Origin of the sequence: Bacillus altitudinis 41KF2b (assembly GCF_000691145.1) — a bacterium.
Taxonomy (GTDB): Bacteria; Bacillota; Bacilli; order Bacillales; family Bacillaceae; genus Bacillus; species Bacillus altitudinis.
Genome location: NZ_ASJC01000002.1, coordinates 266,066 through 287,741, shown reverse-complemented (window position 1 = coordinate 287,741; position 21,676 = coordinate 266,066). Strand labels below are relative to the sequence as shown.

20 protein-coding genes and 1 other RNA gene are annotated in these 21,676 nt (G+C 39.6%); 17 read left to right on the top strand and 4 right to left on the bottom strand.

Translation table 11 applies throughout. From position 1 onward, the window contains the following. The first annotated feature begins 9 nt into the window (after positions 1–9). On the top strand, positions 10–699 hold the full coding sequence (locus BA79_RS05425) for an ABC transporter permease (RefSeq protein WP_008347676.1): 690 nt from the start codon (positions 10–12) through the stop codon (positions 697–699). Between the two features lie 81 nt (positions 700–780). Here the strand turns inward: BA79_RS05425 and catR are convergent, their stop codons facing one another. The 3 genes from catR to BA79_RS05410 form a co-directional block, all read right to left on the bottom strand. After that, positions 781–1,101, bottom strand: coding sequence for a catDE operon transcriptional regulator CatR (gene catR, locus BA79_RS05420; RefSeq protein ID WP_007500199.1), 321 nt, complete (start codon positions 1,099–1,101; stop codon positions 781–783). 82 nt (positions 1,102–1,183) lie between these two features. Further along, a complete protein-coding gene (locus BA79_RS05415; protein WP_008347673.1) occupies positions 1,184–1,585 on the bottom strand; it encodes a helix-turn-helix domain-containing protein in 402 nt (133 codons plus the stop codon). 130 nt (positions 1,586–1,715) lie between these two features. Beyond that, positions 1,716–2,120, bottom strand: a complete 405-nt coding sequence (locus BA79_RS05410) for a helix-turn-helix domain-containing protein (RefSeq protein WP_035701414.1) — start codon at positions 2,118–2,120, stop codon at positions 1,716–1,718. A gap of 154 nt (positions 2,121–2,274) precedes the next feature. Here BA79_RS05410 and BA79_RS05405 point away from each other — a divergent pair, with 154 nt between their 5' ends. From BA79_RS05405 to BA79_RS05365, 10 genes are all read left to right on the top strand, one after another. Beyond that, positions 2,275–2,508 (top strand): helix-turn-helix domain-containing protein, encoded by a 234-nt coding sequence (locus BA79_RS05405; protein WP_008347669.1) that lies wholly within the window; start codon positions 2,275–2,277, stop codon positions 2,506–2,508. A 37-nt stretch (positions 2,509–2,545) separates the two neighbouring features. Further along, positions 2,546–2,836, top strand: coding sequence for an AbrB/MazE/SpoVT family DNA-binding domain-containing protein (locus tag BA79_RS05400; RefSeq protein ID WP_008347666.1), 291 nt, complete (start codon positions 2,546–2,548; stop codon positions 2,834–2,836). A gap of 187 nt (positions 2,837–3,023) precedes the next feature. Continuing rightward, entirely contained in the window at positions 3,024–3,257 is a 234-nt protein-coding gene (secG, locus tag BA79_RS05395) for a preprotein translocase subunit SecG (RefSeq protein ID WP_003212746.1), read from the top strand. Between the two features lie 123 nt (positions 3,258–3,380). Then, positions 3,381–4,127 carry an alpha/beta hydrolase gene (locus tag BA79_RS05390; protein ID WP_008347663.1) on the top strand — a complete coding sequence of 249 codons (747 nt, stop codon included), beginning with the start codon at positions 3,381–3,383 and terminating at the stop codon, positions 4,125–4,127. A 19-nt stretch (positions 4,128–4,146) separates the two neighbouring features. After that, entirely contained in the window at positions 4,147–6,486 is a 2,340-nt protein-coding gene (gene rnr, locus BA79_RS05385) for a ribonuclease R (RefSeq protein ID WP_017359227.1), read from the top strand. A 139-nt stretch (positions 6,487–6,625) separates the two neighbouring features. Beyond that, on the top strand, positions 6,626–7,096 hold the full coding sequence (smpB, locus tag BA79_RS05380; RefSeq protein WP_008347658.1) for an SsrA-binding protein SmpB: 471 nt from the start codon (positions 6,626–6,628) through the stop codon (positions 7,094–7,096). A gap of 181 nt (positions 7,097–7,277) precedes the next feature. Next, positions 7,278–7,641, top strand: a transfer-messenger RNA (tmRNA) gene (gene ssrA, locus BA79_RS18940). Between the two features lie 259 nt (positions 7,642–7,900). Then, entirely contained in the window at positions 7,901–9,913 is a 2,013-nt protein-coding gene (locus BA79_RS05375; protein ID WP_035701409.1) for a type I restriction-modification system subunit M, read from the top strand. After that, positions 9,910–11,262 carry a restriction endonuclease subunit S gene (locus tag BA79_RS18935; RefSeq protein ID WP_081826975.1) on the top strand — a complete coding sequence of 451 codons (1,353 nt, stop codon included), beginning with the start codon at positions 9,910–9,912 and terminating at the stop codon, positions 11,260–11,262. Before BA79_RS05375 ends, BA79_RS18935 begins: the two co-directional genes overlap by 4 nt. A gap of 6 nt (positions 11,263–11,268) precedes the next feature. Beyond that, complete coding sequence (locus BA79_RS05365; protein ID WP_035701407.1) at positions 11,269–14,259, top strand: type I restriction endonuclease subunit R; 2,991 nt, start codon at positions 11,269–11,271, stop codon at positions 14,257–14,259. 330 nt (positions 14,260–14,589) lie between these two features. On the opposite strand, the gene BA79_RS05355 is transcribed toward BA79_RS05365, so the two are convergent. Then, on the bottom strand, positions 14,590–15,324 hold the full coding sequence (locus BA79_RS05355) for a hypothetical protein (protein ID WP_248596528.1): 735 nt from the start codon (positions 15,322–15,324) through the stop codon (positions 14,590–14,592). 308 nt (positions 15,325–15,632) lie between these two features. On the opposite strand from BA79_RS05355, the gene BA79_RS05350 reads away from it, so the two are divergent. The 6 genes from BA79_RS05350 to BA79_RS05325 all read left to right on the top strand — a co-directional run bounded on the left by BA79_RS05350 (position 15,633) and on the right by BA79_RS05325 (position 21,349). Further along, a complete protein-coding gene (locus BA79_RS05350; protein WP_035701403.1) occupies positions 15,633–17,207 on the top strand; it encodes a histidine kinase N-terminal 7TM domain-containing diguanylate cyclase in 1,575 nt (524 codons plus the stop codon). Between the two features lie 279 nt (positions 17,208–17,486). Continuing rightward, the gene (locus tag BA79_RS05345; protein ID WP_024719824.1) at positions 17,487–17,942 is read left to right on the top strand and encodes a DUF6376 family protein; all 456 of its coding nucleotides are present in this window, start codon (positions 17,487–17,489) and stop codon (positions 17,940–17,942) included. A 97-nt stretch (positions 17,943–18,039) separates the two neighbouring features. Next, positions 18,040–18,345: a metal-sensing transcriptional repressor gene (locus BA79_RS05340; RefSeq protein ID WP_008347647.1), complete on the top strand. Its 306-nt coding sequence runs from the start codon at positions 18,040–18,042 to the stop codon at positions 18,343–18,345. An 83-nt stretch (positions 18,346–18,428) separates the two neighbouring features. Further along, the gene (copZ, locus tag BA79_RS05335) at positions 18,429–18,635 is read left to right on the top strand and encodes a copper chaperone CopZ (RefSeq protein ID WP_008347645.1); all 207 of its coding nucleotides are present in this window, start codon (positions 18,429–18,431) and stop codon (positions 18,633–18,635) included. Between the two features lie 84 nt (positions 18,636–18,719). After that, positions 18,720–21,155, top strand: a complete 2,436-nt coding sequence (locus BA79_RS05330; RefSeq protein ID WP_035701397.1) for a heavy metal translocating P-type ATPase — start codon at positions 18,720–18,722, stop codon at positions 21,153–21,155. Further along, positions 21,152–21,349: a hypothetical protein gene (locus tag BA79_RS05325; RefSeq protein ID WP_035701394.1), complete on the top strand. Its 198-nt coding sequence runs from the start codon at positions 21,152–21,154 to the stop codon at positions 21,347–21,349. The genes BA79_RS05330 and BA79_RS05325 overlap by 4 nt, the downstream gene beginning before the upstream one ends. Positions 21,350–21,676 lie beyond the last annotated feature (327 nt).

Below are 21,676 nucleotides of genomic sequence, written 5' to 3'. Positions count from 1 at the left end.
TCAGAGCTGATGGACACACTGCAGCAATTATGGGCGTATTATCAACAGAACGGTTCATATGTGTTAGAAGAATTTTACCGGCATTTCCTCATGTCAGCGTATGGGGTATTGTTTGCGGCAATTGTCGGAATACCAGTCGGCATCTTTGTGGCGCATTATCGCAAACTGAGCAATTGGGTGTTCGCAATAACCAATGTCATTCAAACCATTCCAGCGTTAGCGATGCTTTCTGTGTTGATGCTTGTATTAGGACTTGGCGCAAATACAGTCATCTTATCACTCTTTTTGTATTCGCTTCTGCCGATTATCCGTAACACGTACACAGGTATTGTCAGCATTGAGCATGCCTATTTAGAATCGGGGAAAGCGATGGGTATGACGAAATGGCAAGTGCTGAGAATGGTTGAATTACCGCTTGCTTTATCTGTCATTATGGCTGGTTTAAGAACCGCACTTGTGATCGCAATCGGTATTACAGCGATTGGGACATTTGTTGGTGCAGGAGGACTTGGTGATATCATCATCAGAGGATCAAACGCGACAAACGGAACAGCCATTATTTTAGCAGGTGCTATTCCAACTGCGCTCATGGCCATTATTGCCGACCTGGTCATGGGCTGGCTTGAACGCTATTTAAGCCCAACCAACAAGAAAAAAGAAAGCAAGGCGTTAGCTGAAAAAAACATGACGTCCGCATAAATGCTTGAAAAGACAAAACCTCCTCTACATCTGTAGGGGAGGTTTTTTTATCATGATTAGGCGGCTCACATCAGGAGACATTTATGATTCAAGTGTGATCCATTCAGAGGACCACTTCGCAATTTCCTCAAAAACGGGTGCAAGTGAGCGCCCCATATCAGTTAATGAATACTCAATACGCACGGGTGTTTCAGCAAAAACCTCCCGTTTTACAATGCCTGCTGCTTCCAGCTCTTTTAATCTCTCAGATAAAACCCTTCCGCTTAAATTGGTCAGAGCTGCTTCGATTTCACTAAAGCGCTGTGAACCTGAGAGAAGCTGAAAAACAATCAGTGCCACCCAGCGTTTACTTAATAACTCAACTGCTTTTTCAAACCGCGGGCACATATCAGATTGATTCATCTTTCTTCACTCCAATCTGAACCCATTATACCGTAATTCTGTCAAAAATCGGCGCAAAAAGCTTGTCAATGATCAAAACATTTTACGATGACGAACGGCTGTTTAGTAGAAATAACAAATAGCGGTTTAAATCCTCTATTTCATGTTTAGAAAGGGTGGACCATATGTCCCCATTAAATATTTCAAGATCATCAAGTTCATATTGCTCTGCTGCTTCTTTTATTTGGGTAAAAGCCGTTTCTTCTTCCTTTATGACATAGGCAGAAGACGCTTCTTCAATATACCCTGCAGCCTGCATCATGTCCTCATAAGGTACTTTTAATGCACCTGCTAGTTTTTTAATTGTAGGAGGTTTCGGAATGCCGCGTTTCCCGTTTTCAATCCGAGAAATACCAGCAGCGCTGACCTCTGAATACATCGCTAATTGGTTCACCGATAGTTTCCTTTTCTCACGTAATGCTCTTAAATATGCACCGAAGTTCATCAACTCAAAACCTCACATGGTTAAAGATTAGTTATCTCTAGTGTACCTGATTTGTTGACTATTGGCAATAAGTGCACCATGAAAATATTGACATTAGTTAATGGTGGATGTATCTTAAGTTTATGCCCCGCTATTTGTTCGCCTTTTTTTGGTTAATGAGCGTGAGAAAGTATTGATTCAGCTGGATGATGTCTTGTGCGGTGAGTGTTTCCCATTGGTCTCCATCGAAAATAGGGAGATGTTCTACATCCTTTTGAAGCGCCGTTTGATAGATTTTTAATATGGACTCATATTTCGGTTTCATTTCATGCACTTTTTCCTGTTCAATATAACCGGCAAGCAACATTAAATCCTCATAAGGCACCTTCAAAGCGCGTGCTAATTTTTTTATGGTTAAAGGCTTTGGCACACCACGCTTTCCATTCTCAATCCGAGAAATACCGGCAGCGCTTACGCCTGAATACATGGCGAGTTGATTGACAGACATCTTTCTATTCTCTCTTAAAATGCGTAATTGTTCACCAAAGTGATTCATGTCATCGAACCTCACATTTCAGTATATGACTTATTTTAGTATGATCATTGACCAAAGGAAATAGAAAGGGCGTAAAAGTGTTGACATAAGTTAATGAATCCGGGAGATATGAGAGTCCTACATGTTGTACATATTGATCCTATAGGAGGTTGTAATGATGGTCGAAAAGATTCAGATCAGGCGGGCATTTGTGATGCAGTATATGATCGAAAACGATATGTCTTTAAATCAGCTCGCAGATGAAATTGGCATCTCTCCTGCCACACTCAGCAGGGTATTGAATGGTCACCGGAAGCCAGGACAGCTTGTCATTGGCAAAATGATTCATTACTTTGATAAAAAATTTGAAGATTTATTTTACTATGAAGATGTTGACAAAAGTCAATAAATGAAATCATCGTATGATCATTAAGGAGGCGGCTTCATTGAAAAGAACTGGAATGGTAAGACACATTGATTCGCTTGGCAGAATTGTTCTGCCTTCAGAAATGCGAAAGGTACTCAATATAAAAGAAGAGCAGCTGTTAGAAATTTTCATCGAAGATCAAACCATTATGCTGAAAAAATATGATGCAGATAAGAGCTGCTTATTAACTGGCCAAATAACGAAATACAACAAAAGCTATGGAAACGGTAACGTCGTGCTGAGTCCTGAAGGAGCTGAACGGTTGTTAGTAGAATTAAAACAGCTCTTAAAAGAAGAAGCAACTCGCTAAAAACGTTTTTTAACCTCAAAAATTGCATATAAAAAATGCTGCATACAATCCATTGGAGCGAAATTGAATCAAAATGACAAATAAAGTCGACAATATATAGGAAATCTTTATTTTGATGTTTCGTGACATGCACCTTGTTTTCATGTAAAATAAAGTTATGTGTACCAGTTTGTCTGGAGGTGTTTTCATGCACGCATTTGTTATCACATTACTCGTAATTGTCAGTATCGCACTTATCATCGTTGTATTATTACAATCAAGTAAAAGTGCAGGACTGTCAGGCGCTATTTCAGGTGGAGCCGAGCAGCTTTTCGGTAAGCAAAAAGCGAGAGGTCTTGACTTGATTCTTCACCGATTAACTGTCATTTTGTCAGTGCTTTTCTTCATCTTAACACTTGCATTGGCATATTTAGGCGTGTAGGCGCGAGTAACAGAAGGTCTGATCTTTTTTCAGACCTTTTTTTATTATCAGCACTCTTTTGTGTTTGTTTCATACATACAAGTGGAAAATATAAACCATATCAGAAGGAAAGGAAGTCACATCATGAAAGTTGTTACACCAAAACCATTTACGTTTAAAGGTGGAGAAAAGGCGGTGCTTCTTCTTCACGGTTTTACTGGGAATACAGCCGATGTTCGTATGCTTGGGCGTTATTTGAATGAAAGAGGCTATACATGCCATGCACCTCAATACAAAGGACACGGTGTACCGCCAGAGGAGCTTGTTCATACAGGTCCTACAGATTGGTGGAAAGATGTAGAAGAAGGCTATCAATTTTTAAAAGACGAAGGTTATGAGGAAATTGCGGTCTGCGGACTATCCCTCGGAGGAGTTTTTTCATTGAAATTAGGTTACACTGTACCTGTAAAGGGAATTGTACCTATGTGTGCACCTATGTACATAAAAAGTGAAGAAGTCATGTACCAGGGTGTACTAGATTATGCCCGTAACTATAAAAAATTCGAGGGTAAGTCAGAGGATCAAATTGAGCAAGAGATGGAAGAGTTCAAGAAAACACCAATGGGTACACTCAAGGCTCTTCAAGAACTCATTGCAGATGTCAGAAACAATGTTGACATGATTTATTCACCTACTTTTGTTGTTCAGGCACGTCATGATCATATGATTAATACAGACAGTGCAAACATTATTTATAACGAAGTAGAGACTGATGAAAAACATTTAAAGTGGTATGAAGAATCGGGCCATGTTATCACGCTTGATAAAGAGCGAGAGAAGGTTCATCAGGATGTATATGCATTCTTAGAATCACTCGATTGGTCAATTTAAATATATAGGGGGTTAGAGTGTGCAAAAAGAAGAATTTATGGATGAATTACTTGCGTTTATGCAAGAAGAGGCGTACAAACCATTAACGGTACAGGAATTAGAAGTCATGATGGAAATTACCAATCCAGATGATTATAAAGAGCTCGTCAAAGCACTTGTGATATTAGAGGATCAGGGACTGATCGTCCGTACCCGCAGCGACCGCTATGGTGTACCGGAAAAAATGAACTTGGTCAAAGGGAAGCTGTCTGCGCATGCAAAAGGATTTGCATTTGTGACACCAGAAGAGTTTGGACAGGATGATATTTTCATTCCGCCAAATGAGCTAGGCACAGCAATGAATGGTGACACCGTGATGGTTCGTGTCAGCCACAAATCAAATGGCACCAAAAAAGAAGGAACGGTCATCCGTATTCTGGAGCGTAATACTCAGACGGTTGTCGGTACCTATACAGAAACGAAAAGCTTTGGTTTTGTCATTCCTGATGATAAAAAAATCACAAACGATATCTTCATTCCGAAATCCGCTAAAAACGGAGCGGTTGAAGGTCATAAAGTCGTTGTCACGCTGACAAGCTATCCAGAAGGTAGAATGAGCGCAGAAGGTGAAGTGACTGAAATCCTTGGTCACAAAAATGACCCTGGCATCGATATTTTGTCGATTATTCATAAACACGGGCTACCAGGTGAGTTTCCGGAAGAAGCGCTCCAGCAGGCAGTAGACACACCTGAAACGATCGATGAAAAAGACTTAGAGGGCAGGCGTGATCTGCGCAACGAAACGATTGTGACCATTGATGGTGCAGATGCAAAGGACTTGGACGATGCGGTTACTGTGCAAAAGCTGGATGATGGTAAATACAAACTAGGTGTGCATATTGCGGATGTCTCTCATTATGTAACGGAAAACTCTCCAATTGATCAGGAAGCCTATGAGCGCGGAACGAGTGTGTATCTTGTAGACCGCGTTATTCCAATGATTCCTCATCGCCTGTCAAATGGCATTTGCTCATTGAATCCGAAGGTAGATCGTCTCACACTCTCTTGTGAAATGATCATTGATCGAAGTGGGAAAGTCGTCAAACACGAAATTTTCCAAAGTGTGATCAAAACGACGGAAAGAATGACCTATTCCGATGTGAATAAGATTTTAGTTGACCAAGATGAAGAGCTTTTAGACAAATACGAGCCGTTAGTACCAATGTTCCAAGAGATGGAGAAGCTTGCAGAAATTCTGCGTGACAAGCGAATGGAGCGTGGAGCAGTCGACTTTGACTTCAAGGAAGCAAAAGTGCTTGTAGATGATGAAGGCGCAGCGAAAGACGTAGTTATTCGTGAGCGTTCTGTTGCCGAAAAATTAATTGAAGAATTCATGCTGGTGGCAAACGAAACAGTTGCCGAGCATTTCCACTGGATGAATGTTCCGTTCATTTACCGAATTCACGAAGAACCAAATCCTGAGAAACTTCAGCGCTTTTTAGAGTTCGTGACGACATTTGGTTACATTGTGAAAGGGACGTCAACGAATATTCACCCGCGTGCTCTTCAAAGTGTACTTGATGCCGTCCGTGATCAGCCGGAAGAAGTCGTCATTCAAACTGTGATGCTTCGCTCAATGAAACAGGCGAAGTATGATCCAGAAAGCATTGGACATTTTGGATTATCTACCGAATTTTATACACACTTCACATCGCCGATCCGCCGTTACCCGGATTTAATCGTGCATAGGCTGATCAGAACCTATTTAATAGAGAAAAAGACAGACGAAGCGACCCTTGAAAAATGGGGACAACTGCTGCCAGAAATCGCAGATCATGCATCTACAATGGAGCGCCGCTCTGTTGATGCTGAGCGCGAAACAGATGACCTGAAAAAGGCAGAGTTTATGCTTGATAAAATCGGTGAAGAGTTTGATGGTATGATTAGTTCCGTCACGAATTTCGGACTATTCGTTGAACTGCCGAATACGATAGAAGGTCTTGTCCATGTAAGCTACATGACAGACGATTACTATCGTTTTGATGAACAGCACTTTGCCATGATCGGTGAGCGGACAGGGAATGTATATCGCATCGGTGACGAAATTACTGTCAAAGTGGTGAGTGTAAATAAAGATGAGCATTCCATTGATTTTGAAATCGTCGGGATGAAAGGCACTCGCCGTAAATCACCAAAAGACTTCAAGTTCAAAAAACGGACAGATCCACCAGCCAAAAAAGGACGCGGAGGTCAAAAGGCCTCTGGGGAAAAAGGCAAAGAGGATAAAGGCGGCGACTGGTTTACAGGTCGTAAAAAGAAGAAAAAGAAAAAACGCGTATTTGATAACGCACCGAAACAAAAGCGCAAAAAGAAAAAGTAACGTGACAAAAAGCAAATAGGGCATCACGCTCTATTTGCTTTTTGACCACGTGGCAGCAGCATTGTCGAAAGCTGGATTGTTTGATAAAATAATCCGTACGATTTTGACCGTGTCTGTGCCAAAAGGAGGGTGTACGCCAATGCCAAAGGGAGAGGGAAAGGTTGTTTCCCAAAACAAAAAAGCCAATCATGATTATTTTATAGAAGAAACATACGAAGCCGGCCTTGTATTACAAGGAACTGAAATCAAATCCATTCGAGCAGGAAAAGTGAATTTAAAAGATTCCTTTGCCAAAATCGAACGAGGAGAAGTTTTTCTTCACAATATGCACGTGAGCCCATACGAGCAGGGGAACCGTTATAACCATGATCCGCTCAGAACGAGAAAGCTGCTGCTCCACCGCAAACAAATCAGTAAATTGATTGGTGCGACAAAGGAAGAGGGCTACTCACTTGTTCCCATTAAACTCTATTTGAAAAATGGCTTTGCCAAAGTGCTAATTGGAGTCGGTAAAGGGAAGAAGAAATACGATAAACGTGAAGATCTGAAGAAAAAAGATGCGAAACGTGAAATCGAGCGAGCTTTCCGTGACCGGCAAAAGCAATTCTAGACGCATGCAGATGGCTTGCTGAGAGCGGAAGCATTATGCTACAATATGTTATGCAGTAAACAATCATCGTCGTTTTTTTACAGAAACCACCAGTTGTTTCGAGCGATGAGATTGTTATAATAGTCATATACGGAAGCAGTTAAGCGAAAGAACGTTTCCATCCCGTATATCCCTTTTACAAGGGGACGTTACGGATTCGACAGGGATGGTTCGAGCTTAGGCTGCGAGCCGAGAGGCGATCTCGTTAACACGCACCTAAATGTAACTGGCAAAACTAAAAGTTTTAACCAAAACTTAGCACTAGCTGCCTAATAAGCGCAGCGAGCTCTTCCTGACATCGCCTATGTGTCTGTGAGGAGCCCAATGAAGTAGGCTACGCTTACGTTTTCGTCTGAGGACGTAAGAAGAGATCCATCAGACTAGCTCTCCAAGCGCCCGTCAGCAGGCATGAGGATGAGTGAACACGTAAATATGTTGACTACGCTCGTAGACGCTTAAGTAATCGATGTCTCTGGACGTGGGTTCGACTCCCACCGTCTCCATACATATGATTTCGAAGGAAATCAATGAGGTCAAAGTCCTTTCATATCAAGGGTTTTGGCTTTTTTCTATTGTCGGTGATTAATAAAATTTACAACTTTATATCAGGTTGGCCTGAAGAGTTACCAATTCCAATGTCTTTGGTTAAAGTTTCTATTTTTTGCAGTTACGTTTTGTTGTTGGAACATTTATAATTGAATGTAATATTGCATTATATTTACAAGGTTATTGTCGGGAAAATAAATTTAGAATGAGGTACATAACATGATCAACTTCCAAGATAAAGTGAGCTTCATTTGGTCAATTGCAGAGATTTTACGTGGGCCATATAAGCCAGAAGATTACGGTGAAATTATTTTGCCATTAGCTGTATTACGCCGTTTTGACTGCGTATTAGAAAGCACAAAAGAAGAAGTGTTAGTGAAAGCAAAGCAGTATCCAAATATGACAGATGAAGCACGTGAGCAGATTTTAAATCGTGTTTCTAAGCAAAACTTTCACAACATAAGTGAATACAATTTTAAAAAGCTATTAACAGATGCTGATAATATCGCTGATAACTTACGTGACTATATAAATGGTTTCTCAAAAGTGGCTCGTGATATCATGGAGCACTTCGACTTCGATCGTCAAATCGATAAACTTGATCAAAATGACTTATTATACTTAACGATTAAACGCTTTAGTAAAATCGATTTACATCCAGAAACAGTTTCAAACATTGAGATGGGTTATGTATTTGAGGAACTAATTCGTCGTTTCAATGAGTATGCAGAAGCAGGGGATCATTACACGCCACGTGAAGTTATTCGTTTAATGACACATTTGTTATTTTTACATGATGATGCGAGTATTTTAACGAAGCCAGGTTTAACACAAACATTGTATGACTGTGCAGCTGGCACAGGTGGAATGGGTTCAGTTGCTCAAGAGTATTTACTAAATCAAAATCCAACAGCACATTTAGAATTTTTCGGACAAGAGATTAATCCAGAATCCTATGCGATTTGCAAGGCAGACTTACTTATTAAAGGTGAAGATGCACGTAACATTCGTTTAGGAAACACGTTATCAAACGATCAATTCCCAAATGATACATTCGATTACTTAATTTCAAATCCACCTTACGGAGTGGACTGGAAATCGTATGAAAAGGCAATTAAAAATGAACATGAGAAACAAGGTTTTGATGGTCGCTTTGGCCCTGGTACGCCGCGTACAAGTGACGGGCAGCTATTATTTCTCATGCACTTAATCTCAAAAATGAAACCAGTCACAGCAGAAAATCCACAAGGCTCTCGGTTAGCCATTATTATGAATGGTTCGCCGTTATTTACAGGTGATGCAGGTTCTGGTGAAAGTGAAATTCGAAGGTATGTGCTTGAAAACGATTTAGTAGAAGGTATTGTCGCATTGCCGAACGATCTTTTCTACAACACAGGCATTGCAACGTACATTTGGATTTTAACAAACAATAAAGCACCTCTTTATAAAGGGAAAGTACGGTTAGTCAATGCCGTAGACTTCTCGAAAAAAATGAAAAAGTCGATGGGGAGCAAGCGTAACGAAATTACAGAAGAGCAAATGAATGAGATTGTTCGTTTATACGGCGATGCACAGCCAAACGAGTACGTGAAGATTTTTGAGAATGAAGACTTTGGTTATTCGAAAATTACAGTAGAACGTCCATTACGTTTAAACTTCCAAGTAAATGAAGAGCGCTTGGCACGTGTTGTAGAGCAAAAAGCCTTTGAGAACTTAGCGATATCGAAGAAAAAAGGCGATGCAGGTCATTTTGAAATTGAAGAAGGTAAAAAGCTGCAAACGCAAATTTTATATGTGTTACGCACGTTAGAAAGCGATACAGTATATAAAAATCGTGATGAGTTCACGAAAGTACTAAAAGATGCATTGAAGCAGGCGGGTATAACTATCGGCGCTCCTGTATTAAAAGCAATTTTAGCGGGTCTTTCTGAAAAAGATGAAACAGCCGATGTATGCATGAAAAATAAAACAGACATCGAACCAGATACAGATTTACGTGATACTGAAAATGTACCTTTAAAAGAGAACATTCATGACTATTTTGCACGTGAAGTATTACCACATGTACCAGATGCATGGATTGATGAATCAAAAACAAAGATCGGCTACGAAATTCCATTCACTCGCCAATTCTACAAATACACAGCATTACGCAGTTCAACTGAAATTATGGCTGAGATTCGTGCATTAGAAGCGGAAATTGCTGAACAATTGAAGAAGGTGATGGGATGAATTCAATAAATGAAAAAATTCCTTTTTTAAGAGTATTACCAGATGGTTGGAAAACCCATAGGTTGAAGGAAATTTCCAAAGTTAATTTAAGTAATGTAGATAAAAAAAGTCATGACGGTGAGAAAGTAGTCAAACTTTGTAACTATGTAGATGTTTATTATAATCATACTATTTCAGATAAAATAGATTTTATGATTGCTACAGCAAGTGATGAACAGATAAGAAAATTAACATTAAAAAAAGACGATGTGATTCTCACTAAAGATTCAGAATCTCCGTCAGATATTGGAATTCCGACTTGGGTTAAAGAAGACATGCCTGAAGTTGTGTGTGGTTATCATCTAGCTTTAATCAGACCAAACGTTAATGTTGTTACAGGGTTATATTTGTATTATTTACTTTATTCGTATGGATTTAAAGAACATTTTTGGATAAGTGCTAAAGGAGTTACAAGGTTTGGTATTTCTAAAGGTGATATTCAAAATATCCAATTATTAATTCCACCAATAGAATTACAGAATAAAATTACGAGATACTTAAAAGAAAAGGATCTATTAATAGATAAGCTAATTAAGAAGAAAGAAAATCTTATTATGTTGTTACAACAACAACGCCAATCAATCATCACAGAAGCTGTTACAAAAGGTTTAAATCCGAATGTGAAAATGAAAGATTCAGGTGTTGAGTGGATTGGTGAGATTCCTGAGCATTGGAAAGTTAAAAAAATTAAACATTTTGCTACTCATGTAGGAAGTGGAAAAACTCCCTCAGGCGGATCAGAAGTATACTTAGATGAAGGCGTGCCTTTTTTACGAAGCTTAAATGTTCATTTTGATGGAATACGTTTAAAAGACTTAGCATTTATTTCAGAAGATACAAATGCTGAAATGAAATCTTCGCAAGTCCAACCATTAGATATTTTATTAAATATTACAGGTGCTTCTATCGGTCGAACAGCGATTGTCCCTAAAGATTTCGGACGAGCAAATGTTAATCAGCACGTTTGTATTATCCGTTTAAACCAAAAAAAGATGTATCCATATTATTTTAATATGTTAATGGCTTCAGATGTTATTCATCAGCAAATATGGTTTGCGCAAAATGGTAGTTCTAGAGAAGGGCTGAATTTTGTACAAGTAAAAGAACTTAAGTTTGCTATGCCTCCCACTATAGAGGAGCAACGTGAAATAAATGACTGGGTATTTAATAAACTGAAAACTATCTATGATGTTATGTCTAAAATAAAAGAACAAATTGAAAAACTAAAAGAATACCGCCAAGCTCTTATTTACGAAGCAGTAACAGGCAAAATCGACGTACGTGATATGGAACTTGATGAAGTGAGGTGAATGGTAATGGCGATCGATACGACAGAGACAGGTTTTGAGACGAATATCGAATTAGCGTTAATCGCGAATGGCTATAGAAAGCGTGTGTTAGAAGGTGAGGCAAGTAGCTCTTTCAAGCAGCATGCAATCGACGTAGAAGAGCTATTTGCTTTTTTAGAAGATACGCAGGAAAAGCGGATGCGTACGTTAGAAAAATCGTATGGTCCTACTTATCAAGAACAAGTGTTAAAGCGCATTAAAGGTCAGCTACATAAACAAGGTTTGATTGAATGTTTACGTAAAGGGATTAAAGACCGTGGTGTCACATTACAACTTGCGTATAAACAGCCACCGACCGATATGAATAAAACATTAAATGAGCAGTATAGGAAGAACCGTTTTAATGTTGCTCGCCAAGTGTTTTACAGTGATAAACATAACAATAGCTTAGATATGGTGCTGTTTTTAAACGGTTTACCACTTGTAGTGATGGAGTTGAAAAATCCATTAACAAATCAAACAGTTGAAGATGCGATGAAACAATTAAAGAATGATCGGGATCCACGTGAGCAGCTATTTAAATTTAATGAGCGTGTTGCTGTTTACTTTGCCGTTGACCCAGATGAAGTGTTTATGACAACAAAGCTTGATAATAGCAAAACGTACTTCCTCCCATTTAACAAAGGCAATAATGGTGGGAAAGGCAATCCGTTAACTTACGGTGACAACTATCGAACTCATTATTTATGGGAAGACATTTTAGTTCCTGATAGCTTACTCGATATTATATATCGTTTCATCTTTATTAAGAAAGACGACATTAAAGATTCAAACGGTGAAACAATAGGTGAACGTCAAATGCTCATTTTCCCTCGTTTCCATCAGCTTGATGTTGTACGTAAGTTAGAAGCAGATGTTGCACAAAAGCTTGTCGGTCATAATTATTTAATTCAGCACTCTGCGGGATCTGGTAAGACTAACTCGATCTCATGGCTTGCACACCGTTTAGCGAAGCTACATAACGAGGAAAATGAATCGATCTTTAGTAGTGTCATCGTGATTACCGATCGCCGAGTGTTAGATAAGCAATTGCAAGACGCAGTGTATCAGTTAGAACATAAAGCAGGAATGGTCGAACCAGTCGATAAAAACTCAGAGCAATTAGCACGTGCTATAAATAGTGAAACACGTATTATTATTACAACGCTCCAAAAGTTCCCGTTTATTTTGGAAAAAGTAGCGGGTCTAGAACGAAAAAAATATGCAGTTATTATCGACGAAGCGCACTCATCTCAAGGTGGTAAAGCATCTACTGCGTTAACAAATGTTCTATCAGATAAGACGTTAGAAGCAGCATATGAGGAAGACCGCATTGCCGAAGAAAACTTAGTTGATGTAGACGAGAAAATTGTAGAGGCCATTTTGAAAAGTGGGAAACAGGATAACGTATCGTTTTTTGCATTTACAGCGACTCCAAAGCCCAAGACGTTAGAAAAGTTTGGTACGGTTGGTATTGATGGTAAGCCAGAGGCCTTTCATCAATACACAATGCGTCAAGCAATTGAAGAAGGGTTTATTTTAGATGTACTTGAAAATTACACGACGTATAAAACGTTCTGGAAAATTGCTAAGACAGTCGATGACGATCCTGAAGTATCAAAGAAGCAAGCCACCAAAAAACTTGCTCAATACGTTTCATTGCATCCGCACAGCATTGAACAAAAAACAGAAATTATCATTGAACATTACCGGAATTTTGTACAGCGGAAAATTGGTGGACGTGCCAAGGCAATGGTCGTGACAGCAAGCCGTTTACATGCAGTACGTTATAAAATTGCTTTTGATAAGTATATTCATGAAAAGGGATATCACGATTTAAAAACAGTTGTGGCATTTTCAGGTACTGTAAAAGACGGTGGAATAGATTATACGGAGCCGGACATGAACAGTTTCTCTGAAAAAGAGCTACCTGATAAAATCAATTCAGATGAATTCAAAGTATTGCTTGTAGCTGAGAAATATCAAACGGGATTTGATGAACCACTGTTGCATACGATGTATGTAGATAAGCCATTAAGTGGTATTAAAGCGGTGCAAACTCTATCTCGTTTAAATCGTACTTGCCCAGGTAAAGAGGACACATTCGTACTCGATTTTGTAAATGAACCAGAGATTATGAAAGCTTCGTTCCAACCATATTACGAATCAACAAGTCTATCTGAAATTACGGACCCAAATATCCTTTATGATATGCAGGCTGACATCGAGCCTCATCAAGTATTTAAAGAAGATGAGGTGCAAAGGGTTAATGAACTTGAAGTAACAGACGGAATGAAAAAGTCAACTAAGGCGCAAACAGAGTTAAATGCAATTCTTGACAAAGGTGTAGAGCGATATAAAAAGCTTTCAGAAGAAGAACAGTTTGATTTTAAACAAGCCGCAACAAAATTTATTCGTACTTATAGTTTTGTGCTACAAGTTGTAACGTTTATTGATCTAAGCTTACACAAGCAATATATTTATTTAACATACATGTTGCGCAAACTACCTCGTACAACTGGTGATAAGGACGTTTATTTAGCTGATGATATCGCACTTGAATACTATCGAAATCAAAAGGTATTCGAAGGAAGCATCGAGTTGGAAAAAACGGGTGGCATTGAACTTGATCCACAGAAGCATGGTGCTGGTGGTGTAGCTGAAGATGAGAAGGTGCGATTATCAAGCGTGTTAGAAAAGTTAAATGAGCGCTTTGGTACAACATTTACAGAAACAGATTTTCTTTCTCGTGAACAAGTGAAAGAGGATATGTTGAATGATGATGATCTTCGTCAGAAAGCGAAAAACAATACAAAAGAAAACTTCAAATTTGCTTTTGAAAAAACATTTATGAATTTTGTTATTGACAGAATGAGTAGCAATCAGGAATTCTTTATGAAAATTTTAGAAAACGATGAATTTAAGTCTTATATTATGGAAGACATGTTGAATGAGGTATATGGAGAAGTGAATCGATGATAATTCTATCGAAATATCAGTATAAGTCCTAAAAGAAAAAGATGACGGACCGTCATCTTTTTCTTTTATAGTAGTTACTGTTCAGTTTTTTGTGAAGGTTTCAAGAATCGAATAAACAAAGGGCTAACTACAAAAATAGCTATAATAAGTAAAAGTTTATTTGATACAAATTTCATGAACGTAGTATTAATGATGTACAATGAAATGAGTAATAAATAACATACTAAGAATAATAAACCAGACTTCCTTTTTTGAAACGGTTTATCTAAAAGAATGAGCATAAATAAACCTGCCATGATAATGATGAAGGTCATTATTTTACCTCCTTAGTTATTGTGGGAATACACCAGATGGAACTGCCGCATAACCTAATCCAGTAAATCTTATTCTTACGCCATGTCCTTCATGTTCATCTTGAATCATTTGACCAAAGCCTACAAGCCCTCCACCTATTACTCCGGCAATAGCACTAGCTAGTTGAGTAGGAGGGACTGGTATGAATCTAGAAATGGCTGCAATTCCACTAGTAGCGCCCCCTCCAGCTTTGAAAGACTGATATAAAGATCTGGTTTCATTGCAATCAAAGTATAAGTTGTATCCCCACCAATAAACATTGTGACCGTTCTTTCCACATCCTTTAGATAATGTTGATACCTTATGATCAAGTGAATTAGTGTTAGATTCATCTAGCATTTTAATACTAAAATCAGGTTGAATAACAGCTTTCTTTTCAAGTACTAATTGGTTACTGTACTTAAGCCACGCCTTTACTTCTTTAATTATTGAATGATTTAGATTCAAATCAGTATAATCTGACTTTAAAATAAGTGTTCCTTTTTTAGATAAATATAGATATGATTCTATCTTTTTTATGTCTTTCATACTGACCTTTGTCTTTTTAACGTCTTTTTGTTCAGAATTAATAAGTTGATTTTTTTCAGAGTTGTTATCATCTGATTTTTTCACTTCCGCAGAGCTTACATTAGAAAAGAACGTTGTGGATATTATAATAGTTAACAAGACTATAAAAAATTTAGAAATTTTACTACTATTGTTGTTCTTCATTAAGTTTTCCCCTCCCGTTTAATGCTGTCATCATTGTACTGTAAAAAAAATATGATGTGGTAATTATTATAAAAAAGGGGAAAAAAGTAGGTTTTATATTGAGCTGGGAGTTAATTTTCGGCGAATTTTTAATTAGTCAAAAAGATGTCTTATGACTCTTGTGGAGTGTATCGTGAAAAAAGAATAAACAAATGTCATAAAGATCTTAAAAACCGCCAACCAAATCAAAATCACATCTTCCCATTTGAGACGTCCTCATATATAGTAAGATTAGACTAGTTCTAAATAACTGAAATTGGGGCGTTTACATGGATTCGATTGTTTTACATTTTATTGTGATCATGAGTGTTTCTGGCATTCTGTCCGTAATATTATCAATCATTGCTCATGCAAATCGCCATCGGTATATTGGCTGTCAATTGTTTATGTATATGTCTGGAGCAACTGCGATTTATATTTTTGGACATACATTTGAATTATTGGCGCGCACCCCTCAAGAAATTACATTCTGGGTTAGTTTTCAATACATAGGTCTTCCGTTTATTGCACCGTTCAGCCTGATGATTGTGCTGCAGTTTACTGGTTTCCATCAATATGTAACAAAGCGCCGCGTGATTCTCTTCTTGCTGATTCCAATTTTAACCACCATTCTGGTGTTCACCAACTCTTTTCATTCACTCTTTTACCGAAGCATCACGATGAATACAGTAGACGGTTTTTTATTGGCTGATTTTACCATTGGTTATTGGTATATCATTCATGGGGTCTATACATTTGGCTGTTCTATGCTCGCTATTTTTATGCTGCTTTGGTTTTTACGTGTGAAGAGAGAATATTTGAAACAGGTTCTGATCTTGCTCGTTGGAATATTATTGCCGATCACGACCTCTTTTATCTATTTATTAGGTGTCACGCCTTTTCACATTGACCCAGTACCAGTGGTGATGTTTTTAACCAATGCACTCTACTTATGGGCGATTATGTCTTTTCATCTCTTTAAGCTCTCTCCCATTGCGATGGAGCGTGTGTTTGAACATATGTCAGAAGGTGTTCTTCTATTGGATCGATACCGAACACTGATTGATTATAACCCTGCGGCTGCATTGATCATTCCTGTGCTCGCTAAAAAGGGAATCGGCTATAAAATCGATGATATATTCTCAGGGATCATCAAAGAGCCAGCGTTTATCCAGTGGCTGCGTTCTCCGCAGGATCATTCACAGTATGATTTAATGTGGGAAAAAGAGCAGCCCTTCTATTATCATCTCACTGCTTCTTCTCTTTTTAATAGAAGAGGCGAAGTCGAGGGCAGGCAAATTGTGATCAGCGATGTTACGGAGCAGCGACTATTGCAGGAAGAGCTGGAGCGCCGAGCATATATTGATGGTTTGACGAATATCTTCAATCGGTCTTCCTTTATTGAACGAACGCAGATGTTATTGGAAGAGGATGCGCAGGATACTGCGATATTGCTATTTGATATTGATTTCTTTAAACAAATCAATGATACGCACGGACATCATATTGGAGACGAGGCGTTGCGTCATGTTGTGTCCATTTGTCAGCAGCATTTGAAGATGGATGATTTATTCGGCCGATATGGTGGAGAAGAGTTCGCCATTTGTCTCCCGCATCATTCATTTGAAGAGGCATGTCATATTGCGGAACAGATGAGACATTCATTTGAAGTGAGTTTCTTTCAGACAGATGAGAAAAAAGTAAGAGTGACAGCAAGCTTTGGCGTCGCCCATACAGCGAATGATCCCTCTATATTAGAAACGCTTCTATTTGAGGCAGATCAAGCCTTGTATATGTCAAAACGCCAAGGACGTAATCGGATTTATGCATCAACTGGTTCCGACTATATGCTATACCAAAAGTAGGATCTTCCGCCTGCTTCTCATTGACTGTTGTCCTTCATTTAGATATGATAAACATAACATTTGAACGGTATCCTAAAGGGGAGTAGCTTTTACGGTTTGGTCGTCATTACAGAAACATCCGTTGTTTCTCGGCCATTCCGGCATGAACATGTTAGCCAGACCTTTGCCTATCACACATGAGGCAAAGGTCTGGCTTTTTTTAAGATCTTTTTGCATCTGTGTGGTTGGGAGCTGGACAAATGAGGGGTTTCAACATAGCAGATGAAAGGGTGATGGATCTTGAAACAATATGTGATGGCGTTTCTATTTACCGGTACGTTTTTGTTAAGTGGATGTTCAGGACTGTTAGACCAAGTAAACGATACAACGACATATGTCACAGAGGCGAATGAGTATGTGACGGATATTCAGCAATTCACAGAGGATTTTCCACAGCTTGCGGAAGAAGCTGTACAAGATGCTGCCAAAAGAGCAGATTTGACGCAGCAACTTGAATCATTGAAAGCAGACATTCAAGAATTTAATGAACTCACAGCCCCATCAATAGCAGAAGACCTGCATGCACAAATCATAGAGAAAAATAAAGTGCTGTCAGAGGAGATTCAAACCTATTTACAGCAATTGAAAATGGACAACTTCGATGCTGCAGCTATTTTAGAGGATCAACAAGGGCTCATGAAGCAGCTTCAGCAATCGGTCAGCCTTTTGCAAGATATTGAACAACTAACAAACTAGGATAAGCAAATGGTGATCACAGCATATCTTTGCCTTTTCAGGTGAAGATATGCTTTAATTGAATGTAACACAAGTATGATAGAAAAAAGGTGATCAGATGACAGAACAAGAAGAAAGACATATCGCTTCGCCTAGAGCCGAGAAGGAAAAAGAGCAATTAATCAACCGCTTAAAACGAGTGGAAGGTCAAGTGCGAGGGATTCAGCAAATGATTGAAAATGATCGTTACTGTATAGATGTCGTGAATCAAATTTCTGCTGTCAATGCAGCTTTAAAAAAAGTGAGTCTTCAATTAATGGAAAAGCATACACATCATTGCGTAGCGGATGCCATTAAGAGCGGTAATGGGGATGAAGCCATTGAGGAGTTAATGAATGTCTTCACGAAGCTGACAAAATCGTAGCAAACAGCGGATCATTTATGTTTACAATGATACCCTACTAGGGTATAGTAAAAATAGAAAATGATTGATGGAGGCGATGAGAAGTGGAACAAGCAACACTACAAGTGCAAGGCATGTCTTGCGGACATTGTGTGAAAGCAGTCGAAGGAAATGTAGGAGAATTAGCAGGTGTTGAATCTGTGAAAGTCCATTTAGATAAGGGTCAGGTGGAGGTTTCCTTTCACTCAGATCAAATCACGTTACACCAGATCTCTGATGTCATTGAAGAACAGGGATATGATGTCGTATAAAATGAGCATACGTGCTGCATAAGACAGCACGTATTTTTTTAAAAATAACAATACCCCCATGGAGTATGTGGAGAGGTGAGATAAATGAAAAAAGAAATTGATTTTCAAATTACGGGAATGACTTGCGCCGCCTGTGCAGGCCGCATTGAAAAGGGCTTGAACAGGTTGGAAGGTGTGGACGACGCCAGTGTGAACTTTGCGCTTGAAACATCCCACATTGTGTATGAAACAGAACAACTCACAGCAGAGGATCTAAAACAAAAAATTCAATCTCTTGGCTATGATGTGGTGATGGAGCAAGCTGAATTTGATATAGAGGGAATGACATGTGCGGCTTGTGCAAACCGAATTGAGAAAAAAGTCAACCGGATGGATGGTATTGATCAAGGATCAGTGAACTTTGCGCTTGAGTCACTTCAGGTGACATATCATCCAGGGAAAATATCTCCAAGTGACATAAAAGAGGCTGTGAAATCCATTGGATATTCACTAACCGAACCAGCCGAAGAGCATGCGGAGGAAGGGAAAAAAGACCATCGTCAAGCAGCGATTGAGAAACAAACGGCACGCTTTTTGTTCTCGATGATTTTGTCATTGCCTCTTCTTTGGGCAATGGTCAGTCATTTTTCTTTCACATCGTTTATTTGGTTGCCAGAAGCGTTTATGAATCCATGGGTTCAGCTCGCATTAGCAGCGCCCGTCCAGTTCATTGTCGGCTGGCCTTTTTATGTAGGTGCTTATAAAGCGTTGAAAAATAAAAGTGCCAATATGGATGTCCTTGTGGCACTAGGGACATCGGCTGCTTTTTTCTATAGTTTATATGAAAGTATTCAATCAGCGGTTCAAGGCACACATGAAGCGGCCCTCTATTATGAAACGAGTGCTGTGCTCATTACGCTAATTGTGCTCGGAAAGTTAATGGAAGCAAGAGCGAAAGGGAGATCATCAGAAGCGATTCAAAAACTGATGGGCTTACAAGCGAAAGAAGCTGTGATAGAGCGAGATGGGAAAGAAATGACCGTTCCTATTTCTGAAGTGAAAGTGAATGATCTTGTGTTCGTCAAGCCGGGTGAAAAAGTCCCGGTAGACGGAGAAATCATCGAAGGAACAACAGCGATCGACGAATCGATGATTACAGGAGAAAGTCTGCCAGTTGATAAAACCACAGGAGATACAGTCATCGGGGCAACCATCAATAAAAATGGATTTGTGAAAGTGAAAGCAACAAAAGTAGGAAAAGAAACGGCTCTTTCACAAATCATTCGAGTCGTCGAACAAGCGCAAGGCTCAAAAGCACCAATTCAAAGAATGGCAGATCAAATTTCAGGGATATTTGTCCCCATTGTTGTAGGATTGGCTGTGCTCACTTTTCTGACTTGGTATATCTTTGTTGATCCAGGAAATGTGACATCGGCACTTGAGACGTTTATTGCTGTGATCGTGATTGCATGTCCTTGTGCTCTTGGCCTTGCTACACCGACCTCTATTATGGCAGGCAGCGGCCGTGCAGCTGAATCAGGGATTTTGTTTAAAGGCGGAGAGCATTTAGAGATAACCCAATCACTAGATACAGTAGTGCTAGATAAAACAGGGACTGTGACAAAAGGGGAGCCGAGTCTTACAGATGTGATTGCGTCTGCCAATTGGACAGAAGATACGCTGCTTCAGTTAGCAGGATCGGCAGAACAGCAGTCAGAGCATCCACTTGCCAGAGCGATTACAGAAGGCATGAAGAACCGGGGTCTCCAAGCGGTCGAGGTAGAAGCTTTTCAAGCAGATCCTGGTCATGGAATTGAAGCAAGGGCTGCGGGACATGAGCTTTTGATTGGCACACGGAAGCTCTTAAAGAAACATCATATCAGCTGCGAAGCACTAGAAGCAGTTGTTACTGAGCTTGAAGAACAAGGAAAAACGGCGATGCTCATTGCCATTGACCGCGAGCCAGCAGGTATTGTCGCTGTTGCAGATACGATCAAATCGTCTTCTTCTCAAGCGGTCGCTCGTCTCAAAGAGCAAGGGATTCACGTCGTGATGATGACAGGAGATAACAAACGCACAGCAGAAGCGATTGCGAGTGAGGCAGGCATAGATCATGTGATCGCTGAAGTTCTTCCTGAGGAAAAAGCGGCTCATATTGCAACGCTTCAGAAACAAGGAAAAAAAGTGGCGATGGTTGGAGACGGCATCAATGATGCCCCTGCCCTTGCAACAGCAAATATCGGGATGGCTGTCGGAACAGGTACAGATGTTGCCATGGAAGCGGCAGATATTACGTTCATGACTGGAGATCTCCATGCCATTGCAGATGCACTTGAATTTAGCAGAAAAACGATGAGAAACATTAAACAGAATCTATTTTGGGCACTTGCTTACAATTGTATTGGCATACCAGTCGCCGCATTTGGGTTCCTGGCACCATGGCTTGCAGGAGCGGCAATGGCCTTTAGTTCTGTATCGGTTGTGCTGAACGCACTAAGATTACAGCGATTGAAACCTGTCAGAGAGGGTGTAGCAAAATGAAGCTGAATGTCAAATGGGTGTGGACGGTGAGTGCTGTGATTTATGTAGCCTTTGTACTGATAGGTTATGCGATTTATGTCGAACTTTCCCCTCTTCAAGAGCCGCCAGCTGATCATATGCAACATGAGACTTCATCAGAAGCGAAGTCCTCGCATTCGGTGTCAGTCCTGCACTTCGGTGCTCGTCCTTTCTAGACTTCAATGGATTTCTATCACAAAGAGCTAAAATAATGTTCATTTTAGCTCTTCTCAACAACCTGAGACTTCGCCAAAAGCGAAGTCTCAGCGTGTAGACAAACCCTCGCATTCTTTGTCAGTCCTGCGCTCCGGTGCTCACGAATGTCAAATTCGCTCTGCTCCGGTGCTCGTCCTTCCTAGACTGCAAAGGTTTTCTATCACACTGAAAAGAAGACAAAGGGCTAAAATAAAGTTCATTTTAGCCCTTTGTCAATAATCTGAGACTTCGCCAAAAGCGAAGTCTTTTTTTAACAATTTTGTGGAAAAACCCACCTTTTAAAAGAT

What these genes read in the sequence shown, in the direction of transcription:
- BA79_RS05425 (WP_008347676.1), top strand. Translation starts at nt 10, where the DNA reads ATGGACACACTGCAGCAATTATGGGCGTATTATCAACAGAACGGTTCA.
- catR (WP_007500199.1), bottom strand. Translation starts at nt 1,101, where the DNA reads ATGAATCAATCTGATATGTGCCCGCGGTTTGAAAAAGCAGTTGAGTTA.
- BA79_RS05415 (WP_008347673.1), bottom strand. Translation starts at nt 1,585, where the DNA reads ATGAACTTCGGTGCATATTTAAGAGCATTACGTGAGAAAAGGAAACTA.
- BA79_RS05410 (WP_035701414.1), bottom strand. Translation starts at nt 2,120, where the DNA reads ATGAATCACTTTGGTGAACAATTACGCATTTTAAGAGAGAATAGAAAG.
- BA79_RS05405 (WP_008347669.1), top strand. Translation starts at nt 2,275, where the DNA reads ATGATGGTCGAAAAGATTCAGATCAGGCGGGCATTTGTGATGCAGTAT.
- secG (WP_003212746.1), top strand. Translation starts at nt 3,024, where the DNA reads ATGCACGCATTTGTTATCACATTACTCGTAATTGTCAGTATCGCACTT.
- BA79_RS05390 (WP_008347663.1), top strand. Translation starts at nt 3,381, where the DNA reads ATGAAAGTTGTTACACCAAAACCATTTACGTTTAAAGGTGGAGAAAAG.
- smpB (WP_008347658.1), top strand. Translation starts at nt 6,626, where the DNA reads ATGCCAAAGGGAGAGGGAAAGGTTGTTTCCCAAAACAAAAAAGCCAAT.
- BA79_RS05375 (WP_035701409.1), top strand. Translation starts at nt 7,901, where the DNA reads ATGATCAACTTCCAAGATAAAGTGAGCTTCATTTGGTCAATTGCAGAG.
- BA79_RS18935 (WP_081826975.1), top strand. Translation starts at nt 9,910, where the DNA reads ATGAATTCAATAAATGAAAAAATTCCTTTTTTAAGAGTATTACCAGAT.
- BA79_RS05365 (WP_035701407.1), top strand. Translation starts at nt 11,269, where the DNA reads ATGGCGATCGATACGACAGAGACAGGTTTTGAGACGAATATCGAATTA.
- BA79_RS05355 (WP_248596528.1), bottom strand. Translation starts at nt 15,324, where the DNA reads ATGAAGAACAACAATAGTAGTAAAATTTCTAAATTTTTTATAGTCTTG.
- BA79_RS05350 (WP_035701403.1), top strand. Translation starts at nt 15,633, where the DNA reads ATGGATTCGATTGTTTTACATTTTATTGTGATCATGAGTGTTTCTGGC.
- BA79_RS05340 (WP_008347647.1), top strand. Translation starts at nt 18,040, where the DNA reads ATGACAGAACAAGAAGAAAGACATATCGCTTCGCCTAGAGCCGAGAAG.
- BA79_RS05330 (WP_035701397.1), top strand. Translation starts at nt 18,720, where the DNA reads ATGAAAAAAGAAATTGATTTTCAAATTACGGGAATGACTTGCGCCGCC.
- BA79_RS05325 (WP_035701394.1), top strand. Translation starts at nt 21,152, where the DNA reads ATGAAGCTGAATGTCAAATGGGTGTGGACGGTGAGTGCTGTGATTTAT.